The organism is Deinococcus sp. AJ005 (assembly GCF_009017495.1).
Classification (GTDB): domain Bacteria; phylum Deinococcota; class Deinococci; order Deinococcales; family Deinococcaceae; genus Deinococcus.
Genome location: NZ_CP044989.1, coordinates 68,108 through 83,479, shown reverse-complemented (window position 1 = coordinate 83,479; position 15,372 = coordinate 68,108). Strand labels below are relative to the sequence as shown.

Below are 15,372 nucleotides of genomic sequence, written 5' to 3'. Positions count from 1 at the left end.
AGGCTAGAAAGATCAGGCGGGTCAGCGTTCACAGCTTCCAGATCAGCCCCCGCCGCGCCATCCAGGCCAGCCCCAGCCACACGGCCAGCACATAGCCCAGCGTGTAGACCAGCCCGCCCGCAAACCCGCCCAGATGCGTGCGGCTCAGCTCCAGCAGCGAAGCGATGATGCTCTGGCTTTTCCCCGTCCAGTTCACCTGCCACTCCAGCAAGATCCAGAACTTGATCAGGATGGGCAGCATGTACCCGGCCAGCGCGTTGCGCCCCGGAATGGTCAGCGGGGCCAGGAGCCTGCGCCCAAAGCGCACACGCCCCGAATCGGCGATCAGCCAGAAGGCCAGCATCCCCAGAATGCCCAGCCCCGCGCTATACAGGATGTACGGCGGTGTCCACAGTGCCTTGCTGAAAGGGATGTGCCCGCTGGCCGCCCAGCCAAAACCGATGACGCTGAGGGCCACCCCCAGCCCCAGCAGCTTGAGCGGCGCGCGGCTGTCACGTTGTTGCAGGGGCCGGGCCGCCAGCGCGCCCAGCAGCACCAGCGCCGTGGTGGGAATCACCGAGATCAGGCCGCGCAACCCCAGAGGAGTCAGCACCACATCGTTGACCGTCTGCACCGGGTTCTGTGTCTCAGAAATGAGACCCACGCCCGCCGCGTGCGGGGTCAGGGTCAGAAAGGCGGCGTAGCCCAGCAGCAGCGCGGCGGCAATCCCAGCCTGCCACCATCCGCGCAGACCGCCCAGCAGCGCCGCGCACAGCGTTGCCAGGGCGATCAGTTGCAGCACGCCCAGCCCCAGCGTGGGGGCGCGGATGGTCACGCTGGTCAGGAAGGCACCGGCCAGATAAAGCAGCACCGCGCGGGTCAACAAGCGGCGCACCCGCAGCCAGCCGACGACGCCACTGCGGGTCATGGCCGACAGCGAGAACGGCAAGGCCGCCCCGGCGCACAGCAGGAACCACGGGAAGACCAGATCGGTCAGGGTCAGCCCGCCGAAGGGCGCGTGGACCAGTTGGTACGGCGTGCGCCCACCCAGCGCGACGTTGTTGACCAGCAGCATCAGCAGCACGGTCAGGCCGCGCCAGGCGTCCAGGGCGGTCAGGCGGGCTGTTTTAACCCTCTGCAGCGTCACAGCGTCCATCTGGACTTCAGCCGGAACCCCCGTCACCGAAATGCCACTCATGGGGCGATGGTGCGTCCGCCAGATGACGCCCATGTGAAGTGACGCGGCAGTGGGCTGGCCGTCGGCAAGGTCTGCTCAGGGCCGTCCAGTCACTGACGCGACGCCAGAAAATTCACCAGATCACGCAACTGGTCTGTGGTTAGCACCCCAGCATACGAGGGCATGCTGGCCGCGCCGTTCTGGATACGCCAGGTGATCTGGTCTTTGGTCAGCCGCTCCCCGATCTGGCTGAGGTTGGGGCCGCGAATCCCGCCCTGCCCGGAGATCTTGTGGCACAGGATGCACGACTGGTCATGGAACAGTGCCGCGCCTCGCACCACACTGGGATCGGTGCTGTTCACCTGCTGCGCGGTCAGCGGCGGCGTCCCGAAACGTGGCAGCCACGGCTCGCGGTAACCCAGCAGCGTCAGGCTGAAGATCATCCCCACCGCCACAACCACGATGCCGATGGCCCAGGGGCGGCGGCTGGGCGCGCGTTCCCCCTTGTTACTGACCAGCGGCAGCGCGATCAGCCCGACAATTGCCAGCAGCGGCGCGAGAATGATCATCAGATTGGTGATGCCGTAGGGCCACAGTGCCAGGATCGAGAAATACCAGATCAGGTACCAGTCGGGCTTGGGATCGGCGTTGACGATGCTGGGGTCTGGCGGCGTGGTCAGGGCGGGTGCGCCGAACCTCCAGGCCAGGAACGACACCAGAATGATCAGGGCACTGCCGAACACGGTGTCGCGCCACGCGGCGTCCGGCCAGAACGGCACGCCATCCTTTTTGACGCGGGCCTGATATTCCTGCTTGTAGGTGCGCGGATCAACCCTGCGCCCCGGTACGGGTGGCTCGCTGATGCCGTTTCGCAGCACCAGAAACACGTGCAGCCCGATCAGGCCGAACAGCAGCGCCGGAAACCAGTAGGTGTGCAAGGCGTACAGCCGCGACAGTGTGCCTGCATTCAGCGTGTCACCCGCCATCAGGAAGCGGGCCAGGATCGGGCCGACAATCGGGGCGCGTGACGCCTGCTCCGCGCCCACCACCACGCTCCAGACAGCGGTCTGGTCCCAGCGCAGCGTCTGGCCGGTAAAGGCCATCGCCAGCACCAGCAGCAGCAGCACCACGCCGCTGATCCACTGCATCTCGCGCGGGTATTTATAGGCCGCCGAGAGGTACACGCGGATCAGGTGAATGCCCATCATCACCACCATCAATGACGCGCCGAAATAGTGCAGCCCGCGCACCATCGCCTCGGCGGTGCCTGGGGTGGAGATGCGCTGGAGACTCTGGTACGCCGTGGCGCTGGACGGCTCAAAGAACATCGCCAGCGTGATGCCCGTGACCACTTGCAGGATGAAAGCGAACAGGGTGGCGCTGCCGAACACGAAAGCCCATTTGCTGCGCTTCGGCACCCGGTGGCCCGCCACGGTGTTCAGGCGGCTGATCAGTCCGGTGCGGTCTTCAATCCAACCGAGAAATAAACCGTACTTCTTCTCAGTGACGGCGGGCGGCGTGTCGTTCGCCTCGTCTCCCTTCTTTTGCTGAGACTGCGCCGGGTTGCTCACGAGTCACCGCCCGGCCACGTCAGCGTGGGCAACGGCATGGCGGCGCTCTGGAGTTGCACGTCCTGACCTTCCACGCGCACCCCTATCCGCTGCAGCGGAATGCGCGGCGGCCCGGCCACGTTGATGCCCTCCGCGTTGTAAACCCCGCCGTGACAGGGGCAGAAGTACAGCCCGGACCCCTCCTGATGGCGCACTGGGCAACCCAGATGCATACAGACGTTGTGCAGCGCCAGCCAGTCGCCGGGCCGCCGGGTCAGGTAAGCGGTGTCTTTCTTAATATCGCCGCCGAAACTGCGCGCGCCGGGCCGGATGAATGTGACCAGCACCGTTTTCCAAAGGGGAAAGTCGGTCAATTGGCCCACCGTCTGCCAGTCGCCCCGGCCCCCCTTCTGAAAAGCGGGATCAAGCACAGCCTTCGCTATCGGATAGCCCGCTGCGGCGGCGGCCAGCACCCCAGATCCCAGGCTGAGGCCAATGAGCAGCTTGCGGCGGGAGGGTTCCTGCGTGTCGTCCTGACCTGCCGTGTCAGAACTGGCGTGCGTGTCGCTCATGTTTCCTCCTGCGGGCCAGCGGGCTGAACCGTGGCCTGAAAGCTGTCCCAGGCCCACATTCCGCCGCCCAGAAAAGCCACCACCACGCCCAGCCCAATAATTCCCCATGCGGAAACCAGCAGCCCCAGCGCCGTCCCCGCCAGCCCAAAAGCCAGCAGCACGGGCGCGAGCGTTGGGTTGGCCTCGGCCATTTCACGCGGGCGCGTCCAGCCGGGAGGCAGCAGCACATCGTCAGGCAGCGGTTGGCGGTCTGGAGCGGGGATGAATGCGGGTTCCGGTTCAAGTGGCAGGTAGCCCAGTCGGCGCAGCAGCCAGTACATCGGAAAGCCCAGCACGCGCAGCAGCGGGGCCAGCAACTTAGACAGTCTGTTCATTTCTCGTCTCCGCAGTTTTCAACACCAGCATGAAGTGGTAGAACGCCGCCGCCATCACCACAAAGCCGCCCACCACCCACATCAGCACGCCGCCCAGCGCGGTGTCGTCGGGAAGGGTCATGGCGTAGGCGTCGCGGCTGAAGGTAATGGCCGCGCCCAGCAGCGCACAGGCGGCCATCTGGGCCAGCAGCAGCAATGCCGCGCCCAACCCGCCCCGCGCCACCCGCGCCCAGAACAGCAGGCCCGCGCCCAGAAACAGCAGGCTTTCAATCAGCATTCCGCCAGGGGTCATCAGCCGTGTGTAGACGGCGGGAAGATGGACGCCATACGTCACGACGTTGAGGGCCAGAAACGCCAGTGGTCCGCTGATGTGCGGACGCCACATCGGAAACGCCAGAATCAGCAGAGGCGCGGCCCCCAGCGAGAGAAGCAGATGTGCGCCCATATGCAGGCTGAAACTGCCAGGGCGCATGCCCATGCCGGAGGCGTAGAACAGCGCGGCGCTGAGGACGGCAACCAACGCGCCGATCAGACATACCCGCCTCATGGCCCCCCCCACACGTACAGCAGCAAAAACAGCACCACCCACACCGCGTCCACAAAATGCCAGTACAGGCCCAACGCCGCCGTGAAGCCCTCGCGCCGCCCATCCAGCAGACCCCGGAAGCGCAGCACGCCCGTCACCAGCAGGGCCAGCGCACCGAAGGCAACATGCAAACCGTGCAACCCGGTCAGGGTGTAGAAGCCCGTGAAGAACAGATCGGCGTCCACCGTCGCGCCCTGCGCGTTCAATTTGAGGTATTCCTGCGCCTGACCGTACAAAAAGACGAAGCCCAGCGCGGCGGTGAGCAGATACAGAAGGCCAGAGACTTTCGCCTGCTTCCTGAAGGAGTCGGCCAGCACCAGCGCGCCGCTAGAAGCCCACAACCCCAGGCTGAACCAGATCGTCGTGCCGGGGTCCAACGCGCCCTGTGCTGGCCCCTGCGAGTAGCGCCGCAGGTAGATGTTCGCCACCAGCAGCAGCAGGAAAATGACCGTGTCCGTCACCAGAAACACCGCCATGCCCCAGAAGCCGTTGCTGCGGGGACTGGCGTCCATATGTTCGGGCGGCAGCGGCAGGGCCGACACATCCAGGGATTGCGACACGCTGGGAATCAGTGGGATGGAGGACGGCTTACTGCTCATGGTCCTTCTCCTCCAGGCGAATGTGGCCCTTGCCCTGCTGGTCATGGCGCGTCGGGCGCTGGTGATCCGGGTCTTCCGGGTGCGCCAGATCCCACAGCGGGCGGCTGGATTTGATTGGCGGCAGGCGCACGAAATTCCCCTTGGGCGGCGGGCTGGTGGTGGCCCATTCCAGCGTCCAGGCTTGCCAGGGGTTGTCGCCCGCCACGCGGCCTATCCGCCAACTGATCACGATGTTGATCAGGGTCAGCACCAGTCCCAGCCCCAGCACGAAGGCGCTGACCGTGGAGAACATGTTCAGCGCTCCCCAGCCAGGCAAGTCGGGGTAGGTGTAGACGCGGCGGGGCATCCCCATCATGCCCAGCGCGTGCTGCACCAGAAAGACGCCGTTGAAGCCCAGCGTGATCATCCAGAAAGCAGGCTTGCCGAAGCCCTCGCTGAGCATCCGTCCGGTCATCTTGGGAAAGTAGAAGTGCAGGCCCGACAGCAGCGCGAACAGTGTGCCGCCCATCAACACGTAATGAAAATGCGCCACCACGTAGTAACTGTCGGTCAGTTGCCAGTCAATGGGCAGCACCGCGAAGCTGACCCCGGTGATGCCGCCGAAGGTGAACTGCACGATAAAGGCGATGGCGTACATCATCGGTACGGTCATGCGGATGCTGCCCTTCCACAGCGTCGCCACCCAGTTGGTCACTTTAATTCCGGTGGGAATGGCAATCAGCATGGTGCTGGCGGCGAAGGCCAGATTCACTGGACGTGCGAAGCCCACCGCGAACATGTGGTGGGCGTACACCGCAAAACTCAGCACGGCAATCGCCACCGTGGACCCGGCCACGAATTCGTAGCCGAAGATCGGCTTGCGCGAGAAGACCGGGATGACCTCGCTGATGATGCCCCAGGCCGGAAGCACCATGATGTAGACCTCTGGGTGGCCGAACAGCCAGAAATAGTGTTGCCACAGCACCGGACTTCCGCCACCCTGAAAGAAGCGTCCGCCTAAAGCTCTGTCTACCTCCAGCATGATTAAAGCCGCACTCAGCGAGGGCAGGGCAAAGGCAATGATGAAGCTGTTGACGAAGACCATCCACGAGAACAGCGGCATCTTCCACAGGCCCATGCCCACGGCGCGGTAACGCGCGGTGGTAATGATGATGTTCAGCGCCGTCAACGTAGTTCCCATGCCCATCATCAGCAGCGCGGCGGCCCAGAAGTCGGTGCCCAGGCTGGAGCTGAAGGGGCGCTCGGACAGCGGCGCGTAGGCGAACCAACCCGCGTCGGGCGGGCCTTCCAGCAGGCTCAGGTACAGGACGATGCCGCCAAACGCGGTCAGCCAGAAGCCGAAGGCGTTCAGGCGCGGAAAGGCCATGTCCTTCGCGCCGATTTGCAGCGGCAGCAGGTAGTTGGAGAAGCCCAGCAGCATCGGCATCACCGCCAGAAAGATCATGGTGGTGCCGTGCAGGGTAAAGAACTCGTTGTAGGTGGTGGCCTCCAGCAGCGTGTTGCCGGGCCGCGCGAGTTGCAGGCGCATGATCAGCACCTCCACCCCGCCGATCAGGAAAAACAGCGCCCCCAGCGCCAGATACATCATCCCGATGTCCTTGTGATCGGTGGTGGACAGCCAGCGGGTGAGGTTGCGTGGGCGGCTCAACGGGGCAGACGCGGTCTCAACAGGTACAGGTGCGGTGGTCATTGCAACGTCTCCAGGTAGGCGGTCAATTGCCGCAATTGGGCGTCGTTCAGGCGGTAATTGGGCATGCGGACGCCGGGCTTGACAGCCTGCGGGTTCTTCAACCAGCGCCGCAAGTTCTCCGGTGTGTTGTCCAGCACGCCCCCGGCGATGATGCCGCGCGAGGCGAAGTGGGTCAGATCGGGGCCGACACTCCCCTGACTGGCATGGCCGCGTGCGCCGATGCCGCGCAGCGTATGGCACTCGCCGCAGCCCTGACGCACGAACAGCCCCGCGCCGTCCTCTATATCGGTCTGGTTGGGGGGCGGTGGGGCCGCCTGCTGGGCCTGCCTTGCCAGCCACGCCTGAAAGTCCTGCGGCGTTTGAGCGATCACCTTGAAACGCATCCAGGCGTGCTGCGCCCCGCAGAATTCAGAGCAGGCTCCTAGGTAGGTGCCGGGTTTGTCGGCCTGAATCCACAGCCGGTTGCCCTGGCCCGGAATGGCGTCCATCTTGCGGGCCAGTTGCGGCACCCAGAAGTCGTGGATCACGTCGGCGCTGCCCACCTCCAGCAGCAGTTTTCTGCCGGTGGGAATGTGAATCTCGCTGGCGGTACTGACCACGCCCATGCCCGCCGGATTGGTAGCGCGCGGATAGTCGGCCTCCCAGAACCACTGGTGGCCGGTCACGATCAGATCCGGGGTGCCGTCCTGCCCGGCCTGCGGATCGATACGGTTCATGGTGATCCAAGTCAGGACGAACAGAAAGACCAGAATGCCCGCCGCCATCCCCATCCAGATGATCTCGTCGCGGGCGTTGCCAAAGATCTGTGGGGGTTCGCCGTCCGCGCCCCGGTGTTTGTAGCGCCAGATAAAATAGAACGTCAGACCGGTGACCAGTGCGAAGACCGCCAGGCCAATCCCCAGGGTCACGTAGGTCAGGGTGGTGATCGGCGCGGCCAGGGGTGAGGCGGGCTGCAAGGTGGGCAGGACGGCAGGCGCACTCATGGGGCGGAGTGTAATCCTCTCATACAACACGCAGGATGAAACCGGTCAGCAGGACCGGGGTAGCGTGCAGTCGCCCCGTTCCAGCTCAGCCCAGCGGCAACTCGTCCAGATGGGCCAGCAAATCCAGCGGATCGTTGTAGATCCTGACCGCTCCGTCCAGTCGCTCATCCCCGCCGCAGCGCAGGGCCACGGTGTCCACGCCGCTCCTGCCCGCACTTTCTATGTCGTAGGGCGTATCGCCCAGCATCAGCACCTCGCCCGGCTGCCGCCCCAGCTTGTTCAGCGCCACCTTCACGATGTCCGGGGCAGGCTTGGAGTCCTCCACGTCCGAGGCGGTGGTGCGCTGGGGCACCAGATCGGCCACATCCGCGCGCATCAACAGGGCTTCCACCACCGTCTCGTCGCCCGAGGTGCCGATGATCAGGTCCAGACCGCGCCGCCGTAGTTCCTCCACCAGCTTGCGCGCCCCCAGTTGCGCCCGGACGGTGGGCAACTCGCCGCGCTGAAAGTGGTCCTTCCAGGCCTCTGAAAGTCGCTCATAGTGCTCGCTTTCCGGCTGCACTCCGGTCAGGCGCGGCACCAGTTGATCGCCGCCCATGCCGATCAGGGGGCGAACCTGTGCGAAAGACACGGAAAAACCCTCACCTGTGAAAGCATGCACCCAGGCGCGGGCGTCGTTGCTGTCCACCAGCGTGCCGTCCAGATCAAGAATGATTGCGCGGTAGGGGGTCATGGGCGTCAGGGTAGCGGGGCGGCAGGCGTGGCAGATGGGCGGCGCTTGGGCAGGGCTTTACAGGCCGGGAAGACTGGACGGCCTAACGCAACTCCTCGCTGAAAGGATTGAACAGCGGCACACCGAAAGCGGCAAAGTCGGCAGTGTTGCGGGTCACCACAGTCAGGCGATGGTGCAGGGCGGTGGCGGCGATCAGGCCATCAAACACGGGCAATTGCCCTGGCTTGCGTCCAGTGGCCGCGATCATCAAAGCCCAGGTTTCCATCACGCCCCCGGAAATGGGAAGAATGCGCCCCGCATGCCTGTTCAGAACATCCTGTTGCAGCCAGACCATCAGGGCCGCCCGCTTGGCTGGGTCATCGGCAACCTCGATGCCGCGCCGGATCTCCCCCAGACTTACTACGCTGACGAAAATGTTGAGCAGTTCAACCTGCTCCAGAAATCTGTTCAGACCCGGAGCGGGCCTGGGTTTGGTGGCGTCACTGATGACGTTTGTGTCGAAGAGGAACGCTGTATCACCCAAGGTCCAGCTCCCGATCTGGGAAAACTTCTTCCCCCCGATCCAGGTCCAGCTCAAAATCCTCGAATCGGGGTGCGTTCCTGAACAGCTCAATCGCCTTGGGCGCTTCCCCAGTCAGCGCGGCCCACTTCTCCACGCTGACCACCACCACGGCGTCTTTGCCCCGGCGGGTGATCAGTTGAGGTGTGCCTGCCTCGGCCTGCTGAACCACCTGGGAGAACCTGGCCTTGGCTTCCTCCAGCCGCCATTCGGCCTGATGCGGGCTACGGGGGGGCTTGCGGCGCTGCGTCGTCATGCTTGACCTCCATCTGGTCAGGTGACCAGTTTATATGGTTGCCCTTACTGGCAGTGTGATAGGGCCATCTACCCCACCGCTCCCGCCGCGCAGCGCCCCGCCACCCGCCCGCTGAAGAGGCAACCCCCCAGGAAGGTGCCCTCCAGCGAGCGGTAGCCGTGCATCCCGCCGCCGCCAAAGCCCGCGACTTCCCCGGCAGCGTACAGCCCTGGCATCGGCTGACCATCAGGCCGCAGCAACCGCGCCTGCAAATCTGTTTCCAGACCACCCAGCGTTTTGCGGGTCAGAATGTTGAGCTTGACGGCGATCAGCGGCCCCGAGGCCGGGTCCAGCAGCGGCGCAGGTTTGACGATACGAATCAGGCGTTCGTTGATGAAGGCCCGCGCGCCGCGTACCACTGCCAGTTGCGGGTCCTTGCCGAAAGGATTGGCGATCTGGAGGTCCCGGTCCGCCACCTCGCGCGCCACCGTCTCGTAATCCACGGCGCTGTTGCCGATGGATTCATTCATGCCGCGTACCAGTTCGGGCAGGCTGTCGCGCACCACGAAATCCGCGCCGCTGTCCATGAACGCCTGCACGGAGGGCGCGACATTCTTGCCCAGCCGCCCGGCCACCTTACGGAGATCGCGGTCCGTCAGATCGAGATTCTGTTCGCTGCCTGAAAGGGTGAATTCCTTCTTGATGATGGCGCGGTTCAGTACAAACCACGTATAGGGGTAGCCATGCGTGGTGATGTGTTGCAGCGTGCCGAGGGTGTCAAAACCGGGGTAATTGGGGTACGGCAGCCGGGTGCCGTCTGGCGCGAGCCACAGGCTGCTGGGACCGGGCAGGATGCGAATGCCGTGCATGGGCCAGATGGGATTCCAATTGCGGATGCCCTCGGTGTAGTGCCACATGCGGTCCCGGTTGATCAGGTGCGCGCCAGCCGCCTCGGCCATCCCCTGCGCTGCGCCGTCCACATGCTTCGGCACGCCGGAAATCATGAACTCGGGCGCGGGGCCGAGGCGCTCTGTAGGCCAGTTCTTCCGCACCAGTTCCTGATTGCCCCCGATGCCGCCAGACGTAAGGATGACGGCCCCAGCATTCAGGTCAAAATCGTCCACCACCACGCGTGAACTGTCCTCTCCACGCAATACGTCGGAGGGTTCCAGAATGTCGCCGTGAACCCCATGCACCACACCGTCCGTGATGTTCAGGCCGCGCACACGATGACGGAATTTGAAGGCAATCCTGCCAGTGGCAACATGCTCGCGCACCCGGCGTTCAAACGGTTCTACCACCCCCGGCCCGGTGCCCCAGGTGATGTGGAAGCGCGGCACGCTGTTGCCGGGGCCACTTGCGCCCTGCCCGCCGCGCTCGGCCCAGCCCACGCCGGGAAAGAACTTCATGCCCTGCGAAGCTAGCCAGCCGTACTTTTCCCCAGCGGCAAAGTCCACGTAAGCCTCGGCCCATTTGCGGGGCCAGTGGTCCTCGGGGCGGTCAAATCCCGCCGTATTCCGCCAGTCGCGCCACGCCAGTTCGTGGCTGTCACGGATTTTCAGGCGGCGCTGCTCTGGCGTATCAATTAAAAAAAGCCCACCAAAGGACCAGAACGCCTGCCCGCCCAGATTCTGCTCGCCTTCCTGATCCAGCAGCAGCACGCGCTTTCCGGCGTCGGCAGCCTCGGCGGCGGCCACCAGTCCGGCCAGCCCCGCGCCGATCACGATGATGTCGGTGTCATGGGTTGTCATGAAAATTCCTCCGAGTGTTGATGGGCGATTGTTGGTTGGGCCATTGTGCCGTATGAAAGCCGCGCCGCACAGGTACAGGCTTAACGGCTCTGAATGCAACTTTGACCCAGGCAGCTTGCGCCGCCCGCTAATGTCGGGCATGGCATATCAGGCGAAATTGAAGGGCGGGCAGACCATCATGCTGGAAAATCAGGGCGATCAGACCATCATTCGCGTCGGCAGCGACGGCCAGCGCCAGAGCAGCGGCGTCACGACGGGCGAGTGGACCATTGCCCCCACCCTCTTCCAGACCGAAAGCGGCGCGGTGGTGGAGATTCATACTGGGGACGGATCGGTCTATTTTCAGATCGAGGATGGCCAGCTTCACTCCCTGCACGAAGCGCCGGATGTGGAAGACGCCCAGCATCTTGGCCTTGAAATCGTGACCGACGACGCGGTTCAGAGCGAAATGGAACCGATGGCAAAGATGGAACCGATGAAGCCTATGAAACCGATGTGACCGCCCGCTGGCTTTCATTTTGGACCCAGTCCAATCCACCCGAAAAGGGGCTAGGCAAACCAGATACTTAGGCGTAGAATCAAATGACATCAAATCAGGTTGCTGTTCTGCATGGATAACCAGCGACCCGCCCTTTTCGTCACCGGCGTGAACCATGCATCCGAATTCCCATGTGGGAATCTGGGTGCAGTGGAACGCCGGGCTTGTCGTTTTTGACGGCGGAAGGAGAAAGCATGGACAGTTTTACGCTCACGGTCAACGGTCAACCCCGCGAGGTGCAGGGCGCGCGGCCCCATACGACGCTGCTGAACTGGCTGCGCGACGGCGGCCTGACCGGTTGCAAGGAAGGCTGCGCCGAGGGCGAATGCGGGGCCTGCGCGGTGCTGGTTTCCCGCCCGGACGGACGCGGCGGCACACGACTGGAAAGTGTCAACGCCTGTCTGGTCATGCTCCCGGCCATGAACGGTCAGGAGGTCATCACCGCCGAGGGCATCGGCTCGCCGGGTCACCTGCATCCTGTCCAGCACGAGATGGCCGTTCGCGGCGGCTCGCAGTGCGGGTACTGCACCCCCGGTTTCGTGGTCAGCATGGCCGCCGAGTATTACCGTCCAGAGCGTAAGGACGGCGAACTCCACGCGCCCAACGGTTTCGATATCCACGCACTGAGCGGGAACCTGTGCCGCTGCACCGGCTACCGCCCCATTCAGGACGCCGCCCACGCGCTGGGCACGCCGCCCGCAGACGACACGCTGGGCACCTTACGAACCCGCCCAGCCCCGGCTCCCCAGCCCCTGCACCTCTCCGGCCCCGACGGCGACTTTCACCGTCCCGCTGATCTGCCGGGGGCGCTGGAACTGCTGGCCAAATATCCGGGAGCCACACTGTTGGCAGGCGGCACCGACTGGGGCGTGGAGGTCAACATCCGCCACGCGCGGGCAGGCGTCACCATCGCAGTGGACGGGCTGGCCGAGCTGCGTGAATTGGAGTGGCACGACGATCATGTCCGCATCGGCGCGGGCCTGAATCTGACGGAGATCGAGCGCCGCCTGGACGGGCGTATCCCGCTGATGGCCGAGTGGTTCCCGCAGTTCGCCAGCCGCCTGATTCGCAACAGCGCCACACTGGGCGGCAACATCGGCACCGCCTCGCCTATCGGTGACAGCCCGCCCACGCTGCTGGCGCTGGACGCCTCGCTCGTGCTGGCCTCGCGTGAAGGCGAGCGTGAGGTTCCGCTGGCTGAGTTCTTCGAGGGCTACCGCCAGACCAAGTTGAAGGACGGCGAGCTGATCCGCGCGGTGAAGATTCCGCTGCCACTCGCGCCCATCACCGGCTTTTACAAGTACGCCAAGCGCCGCTTCGACGATATCTCCAGCGTGGCGGTGGGCATTGCGATGGAACTGGACGGCAACACGGTAGGGCGCATCCGCATCGGCCTGGGCGGCGTAGCGGCCACCCCTATCCGCGCCCTGAAGGCAGAGGCAGCCCTGACGGGCAAGCCCTGGACCGAAGGCAACGTCCGCGAGGCCGCCCGACTGATGGGCCAGGAAGGAACGCCGCTGTCCGATCACCGTGCCAGCGCCAAATACCGCGCCGCCATGCTGGAGCAGGCGCTGCTGAAGTTCTTCCACGAGAAGTCGGAAGTGGTCCGTGGCTAGTCGGTTGCTCCGTCTCCCCGCAGCACAGAACGCCACGTCACCGGAGGTAAACCCATGACCAGCCTGCATGAACGCCCGCTTGGCGGCGCAGTCGGCGACGCCGTTCCGCACGAGAGTGCCTCGTTGCACGTTACCGGACACGCGCTGTACACCGATGATCTGGGCGTGCGCCTATCTAATCTGCTGCACGCATGGCCCGTGCAGGCCCCACATGCCCACGCCAGGGTAACGCGCATGGACGTGTCGCAGGCCCTGAACGTGGGCGGTGTGGTGCGCGTGCTGACCGCCGCCGACGTTCCCGGTGCCAACGACGCTGGGGTCAAGGGCGACGAAGCCCTGTTCCCCACTGAGGTGATGTTCCACGGTCACGCGGTGGCCTGGGTGCTGGGCGACAGCATTGACTCGGCGCGGCTGGGCGCACTGGCGGTAGAGGTAGAGTACGAACCGCTTCCCTCGCTGATCAGCATCCACGACGCCATTGCCGCCGAGTCCTTCCAGGGCGCGCAGTCCACCCTGCGGCGCGGCGACACCCACATCGGCTTTGAGGGCGCGGCCCACACCTTCGAGGGCGAGTTCGAGTTCGGCGGCCAGGAACACTTCTATCTGGAAACCAACGCAGCGCTGGCCTACGTGGACGAGGCCGGGCAGATCTTCATCCAGTCCAGCACCCAGCACCCCAGCGAAACGCAGGAGATCACGGCACACGTGCTGGGCCTGGAAGCCTCTCAGGTGACCGTGCAGTGCCTGCGGATGGGCGGCGGCTTCGGCGGCAAGGAGATGCAGCCGCACGGCTTCGCCGCCATTGCCGCGCTGGGCAGCGTCCTGACGGGCCGCCCGGTTCGGTTGCGCCTGAACCGTACGCAGGACCTCACCATGACTGGCAAGCGCCACCCCTTCCACGCCAGATGGAAGGTGGCTTTCGACGAGGGTGGCACATTGCGCGCCCTTTCGGCCACTTTAACCAGCGACGGCGGCTGGAGCCTGGACCTGTCCGAACCTGTGATGGCGCGGGCGCTGTGCCACATCGACAACGCGTATTACATCCCGCATGTGGAGGTTCACGGGCGGATTGCCAGGACGAACAAGACTTCCCAGACCGCCTTCCGGGGCTTCGGCGGGCCGCAGGGCATGCTGGTCATCGAGGACATCCTGGGCCGCTGCGCGCCGCTGCTGGGCCTTGAGGCGCACGAGCTGCGCCGACTCAACTTCTACCGGCCCGGCGAGGCCACCCCCTACGGTCAGCCGGTGCGCCACGCCGAGCGTCTGGAAGACCTGTGGGCGCAACTGATGGTCAGCGGCGACTTTGAGGCCCGTCATCAGGAGGTCAGCGCCTTTAACGACGCGCACCCGCACACCAAACGCGGTCTGGCGATCACCCCGGTCAAATTTGGCATCTCCTTCAACTTCACCGCCTACAACCAGGCAGGCGCGCTGGTTCATGTGTACAAGGACGGCAGCGTGCTGATCAACCACGGCGGCACCGAGATGGGTCAGGGCCTGCACACCAAGATGATTCAGGTGGCTGCCACGGCGCTGGGCGTGCCGGTGAACTGGGTGCGGCTGGCCCCCACCCGTACCGACAAGGTCCCGAACACCAGCGCCACCGCCGCCAGCAGTGGGGCAGACCTGAACGGCGGCGCGATCAAGAACGCCTGCGAGCAGATCAAGGAGCGGCTATCAGATGTCGCCGCTGGCGCGCTGGGCGTGCATCCCAAGGACGTGCGCTTCGAGGGGGGTCTGGTCTTTCCGCTGGGCCACCCCGACAAGGGCATCGACTTCAAGACGCTGGTCCACGACGCCTACCATCTGCGAACTCAGTTGTGGGCGGCAGGCTTCTACCGCACCCCCGGCCTGCACTGGGACCGCGTGGCGATGCACGGCGAACCCTTCAAGTACTTCTCTTATGGCGCGGCCATCACCGAGGTCGAGGTGGACGGCTTCTCGGGCCTGTACCGCACCTGCCGCGTGGACATCTTGCAGGATGTGGGCGACAGCCTCTCACCACTGATCGACATCGGGCAGGTGGAGGGCGGCTACGTGCAGGGCGCAGGCTGGCTGACCCTGGAAGAATTGCGCTGGGACGAGTCGGATGGCCCGAACCGGGGCCGCCTCAGCACCCAGGCCGCCAGCACTTACAAGCTCCCCAGCTTCAGCGAGATGCCCGAGGTCTTTAATGTCGCGCTGATGGAACGGGCCACCGAAGACGGCGTAGTCTACGGCTCCAAGGCTGTGGGCGAACCGCCCCTGATGCTGGGCATCAGCGCCCGCGAGGCATTGCGTCAGGCGGCTGCGGCTTTCGGCCCCGGCGGACGCGAACAGTTCCTGAGCAGTCCCGCCACCCCGGAAGCGGTGTTCTGGGCGCTGGAGGAAGCGCGGCAGGTGCAGGGCGCAGTCCAGCCAGGGGACGTGGTGGCGGCGGATGATTGATCT

The 15,372-nt window shown here is 64.9% G+C and carries 15 protein-coding genes; 3 read left to right on the top strand and 12 right to left on the bottom strand.

Annotated elements, in window-relative coordinates; all coding sequences use genetic code 11:
• Positions 1-28: 28 nt before the first annotated feature.
• The 12 genes from DAAJ005_RS00780 to DAAJ005_RS00725 form a co-directional block, all read right to left on the bottom strand.
• The gene (locus DAAJ005_RS00780; protein WP_151845436.1) at positions 29-1,177 is read right to left on the bottom strand and encodes a heparan-alpha-glucosaminide N-acetyltransferase domain-containing protein; all 1,149 of its coding nucleotides are present in this window, start codon (positions 1,175-1,177) and stop codon (positions 29-31) included.
• Positions 1,178-1,266: 89 nt separating this feature from the next.
• On the bottom strand, positions 1,267-2,727 hold the full coding sequence (locus DAAJ005_RS00775; protein ID WP_151845435.1) for a cytochrome b N-terminal domain-containing protein: 1,461 nt from the start codon (positions 2,725-2,727) through the stop codon (positions 1,267-1,269).
• Positions 2,724-3,278, bottom strand: coding sequence for a ubiquinol-cytochrome c reductase iron-sulfur subunit (locus DAAJ005_RS00770; RefSeq protein ID WP_151845434.1), 555 nt, complete (start codon positions 3,276-3,278; stop codon positions 2,724-2,726). Before DAAJ005_RS00770 ends, DAAJ005_RS00775 begins: the two co-directional genes overlap by 4 nt.
• Positions 3,275-3,652, bottom strand: a complete 378-nt coding sequence (locus DAAJ005_RS00765; RefSeq protein WP_226342351.1) for a hypothetical protein — start codon at positions 3,650-3,652, stop codon at positions 3,275-3,277. Before DAAJ005_RS00765 ends, DAAJ005_RS00770 begins: the two co-directional genes overlap by 4 nt.
• Positions 3,636-4,199 carry a cytochrome c oxidase assembly protein gene (locus DAAJ005_RS00760; protein WP_151845433.1) on the bottom strand — a complete coding sequence of 188 codons (564 nt, stop codon included), beginning with the start codon at positions 4,197-4,199 and terminating at the stop codon, positions 3,636-3,638. Before DAAJ005_RS00760 ends, DAAJ005_RS00765 begins: the two co-directional genes overlap by 17 nt.
• The gene (locus DAAJ005_RS00755) at positions 4,196-4,837 is read right to left on the bottom strand and encodes a heme-copper oxidase subunit III (RefSeq protein ID WP_226342350.1); all 642 of its coding nucleotides are present in this window, start codon (positions 4,835-4,837) and stop codon (positions 4,196-4,198) included. Before DAAJ005_RS00755 ends, DAAJ005_RS00760 begins: the two co-directional genes overlap by 4 nt.
• Complete coding sequence (ctaD, locus tag DAAJ005_RS00750; RefSeq protein WP_151845432.1) at positions 4,827-6,527, bottom strand: cytochrome c oxidase subunit I; 1,701 nt, start codon at positions 6,525-6,527, stop codon at positions 4,827-4,829. Before ctaD ends, DAAJ005_RS00755 begins: the two co-directional genes overlap by 11 nt.
• A complete protein-coding gene (gene coxB, locus DAAJ005_RS00745; RefSeq protein WP_151845431.1) occupies positions 6,524-7,510 on the bottom strand; it encodes a cytochrome c oxidase subunit II in 987 nt (328 codons plus the stop codon). Before coxB ends, ctaD begins: the two co-directional genes overlap by 4 nt.
• 85 nt (positions 7,511-7,595) lie before the next feature.
• The gene (locus tag DAAJ005_RS00740; protein ID WP_151845430.1) at positions 7,596-8,243 is read right to left on the bottom strand and encodes an HAD family hydrolase; all 648 of its coding nucleotides are present in this window, start codon (positions 8,241-8,243) and stop codon (positions 7,596-7,598) included.
• Between the two features lie 82 nt (positions 8,244-8,325).
• A complete protein-coding gene (locus DAAJ005_RS00735; RefSeq protein WP_192930711.1) occupies positions 8,326-8,766 on the bottom strand; it encodes a type II toxin-antitoxin system VapC family toxin in 441 nt (146 codons plus the stop codon).
• Positions 8,759-9,058, bottom strand: coding sequence for a type II toxin-antitoxin system Phd/YefM family antitoxin (locus DAAJ005_RS00730; protein ID WP_151845428.1), 300 nt, complete (start codon positions 9,056-9,058; stop codon positions 8,759-8,761). Before DAAJ005_RS00730 ends, DAAJ005_RS00735 begins: the two co-directional genes overlap by 8 nt.
• Positions 9,059-9,126: 68 nt before the next feature.
• Complete coding sequence (locus DAAJ005_RS00725; RefSeq protein ID WP_151845427.1) at positions 9,127-10,788, bottom strand: FAD-binding dehydrogenase; 1,662 nt, start codon at positions 10,786-10,788, stop codon at positions 9,127-9,129.
• Positions 10,789-10,927: 139 nt separating this feature from the next.
• On the opposite strand from DAAJ005_RS00725, the gene DAAJ005_RS00720 reads away from it, so the two are divergent.
• The 3 genes from DAAJ005_RS00720 to xdhB all read left to right on the top strand — a co-directional run bounded on the left by DAAJ005_RS00720 (position 10,928) and on the right by xdhB (position 15,369).
• On the top strand, positions 10,928-11,287 hold the full coding sequence (locus DAAJ005_RS00720) for a hypothetical protein (protein ID WP_151845426.1): 360 nt from the start codon (positions 10,928-10,930) through the stop codon (positions 11,285-11,287).
• Between the two features lie 233 nt (positions 11,288-11,520).
• Positions 11,521-12,942 (top strand): xanthine dehydrogenase small subunit, encoded by a 1,422-nt coding sequence (locus DAAJ005_RS00715; protein ID WP_151845425.1) that lies wholly within the window; start codon positions 11,521-11,523, stop codon positions 12,940-12,942.
• A gap of 54 nt (positions 12,943-12,996) precedes the next feature.
• Positions 12,997-15,369, top strand: a complete 2,373-nt coding sequence (gene xdhB, locus DAAJ005_RS00710; protein WP_151845424.1) for a xanthine dehydrogenase molybdopterin binding subunit — start codon at positions 12,997-12,999, stop codon at positions 15,367-15,369.
• Positions 15,370-15,372: the final 3 nt, after the last annotated feature.

Coding starts and splice junctions, on each gene's coding strand:
- DAAJ005_RS00780 (WP_151845436.1), bottom strand. CDS start 1,177: ATGAGTGGCATTTCGGTGACGGGGGTTCCGGCTGAAGTCCAGATGGAC.
- DAAJ005_RS00765 (WP_226342351.1), bottom strand. CDS start 3,652: ATGAACAGACTGTCTAAGTTGCTGGCCCCGCTGCTGCGCGTGCTGGGC.
- DAAJ005_RS00715 (WP_151845425.1), top strand. CDS start 11,521: ATGGACAGTTTTACGCTCACGGTCAACGGTCAACCCCGCGAGGTGCAG.
- ctaD (WP_151845432.1), bottom strand. CDS start 6,527: ATGACCACCGCACCTGTACCTGTTGAGACCGCGTCTGCCCCGTTGAGC.
- DAAJ005_RS00755 (WP_226342350.1), bottom strand. CDS start 4,837: ATGAGCAGTAAGCCGTCCTCCATCCCACTGATTCCCAGCGTGTCGCAA.
- coxB (WP_151845431.1), bottom strand. CDS start 7,510: ATGAGTGCGCCTGCCGTCCTGCCCACCTTGCAGCCCGCCTCACCCCTG.
- DAAJ005_RS00760 (WP_151845433.1), bottom strand. CDS start 4,199: ATGAGGCGGGTATGTCTGATCGGCGCGTTGGTTGCCGTCCTCAGCGCC.
- xdhB (WP_151845424.1), top strand. CDS start 12,997: ATGACCAGCCTGCATGAACGCCCGCTTGGCGGCGCAGTCGGCGACGCC.
- DAAJ005_RS00770 (WP_151845434.1), bottom strand. CDS start 3,278: ATGAGCGACACGCACGCCAGTTCTGACACGGCAGGTCAGGACGACACG.
- DAAJ005_RS00740 (WP_151845430.1), bottom strand. CDS start 8,243: ATGACCCCCTACCGCGCAATCATTCTTGATCTGGACGGCACGCTGGTG.
- DAAJ005_RS00730 (WP_151845428.1), bottom strand. CDS start 9,058: ATGACGACGCAGCGCCGCAAGCCCCCCCGTAGCCCGCATCAGGCCGAA.
- DAAJ005_RS00720 (WP_151845426.1), top strand. CDS start 10,928: ATGGCATATCAGGCGAAATTGAAGGGCGGGCAGACCATCATGCTGGAA.
- DAAJ005_RS00725 (WP_151845427.1), bottom strand. CDS start 10,788: ATGACAACCCATGACACCGACATCATCGTGATCGGCGCGGGGCTGGCC.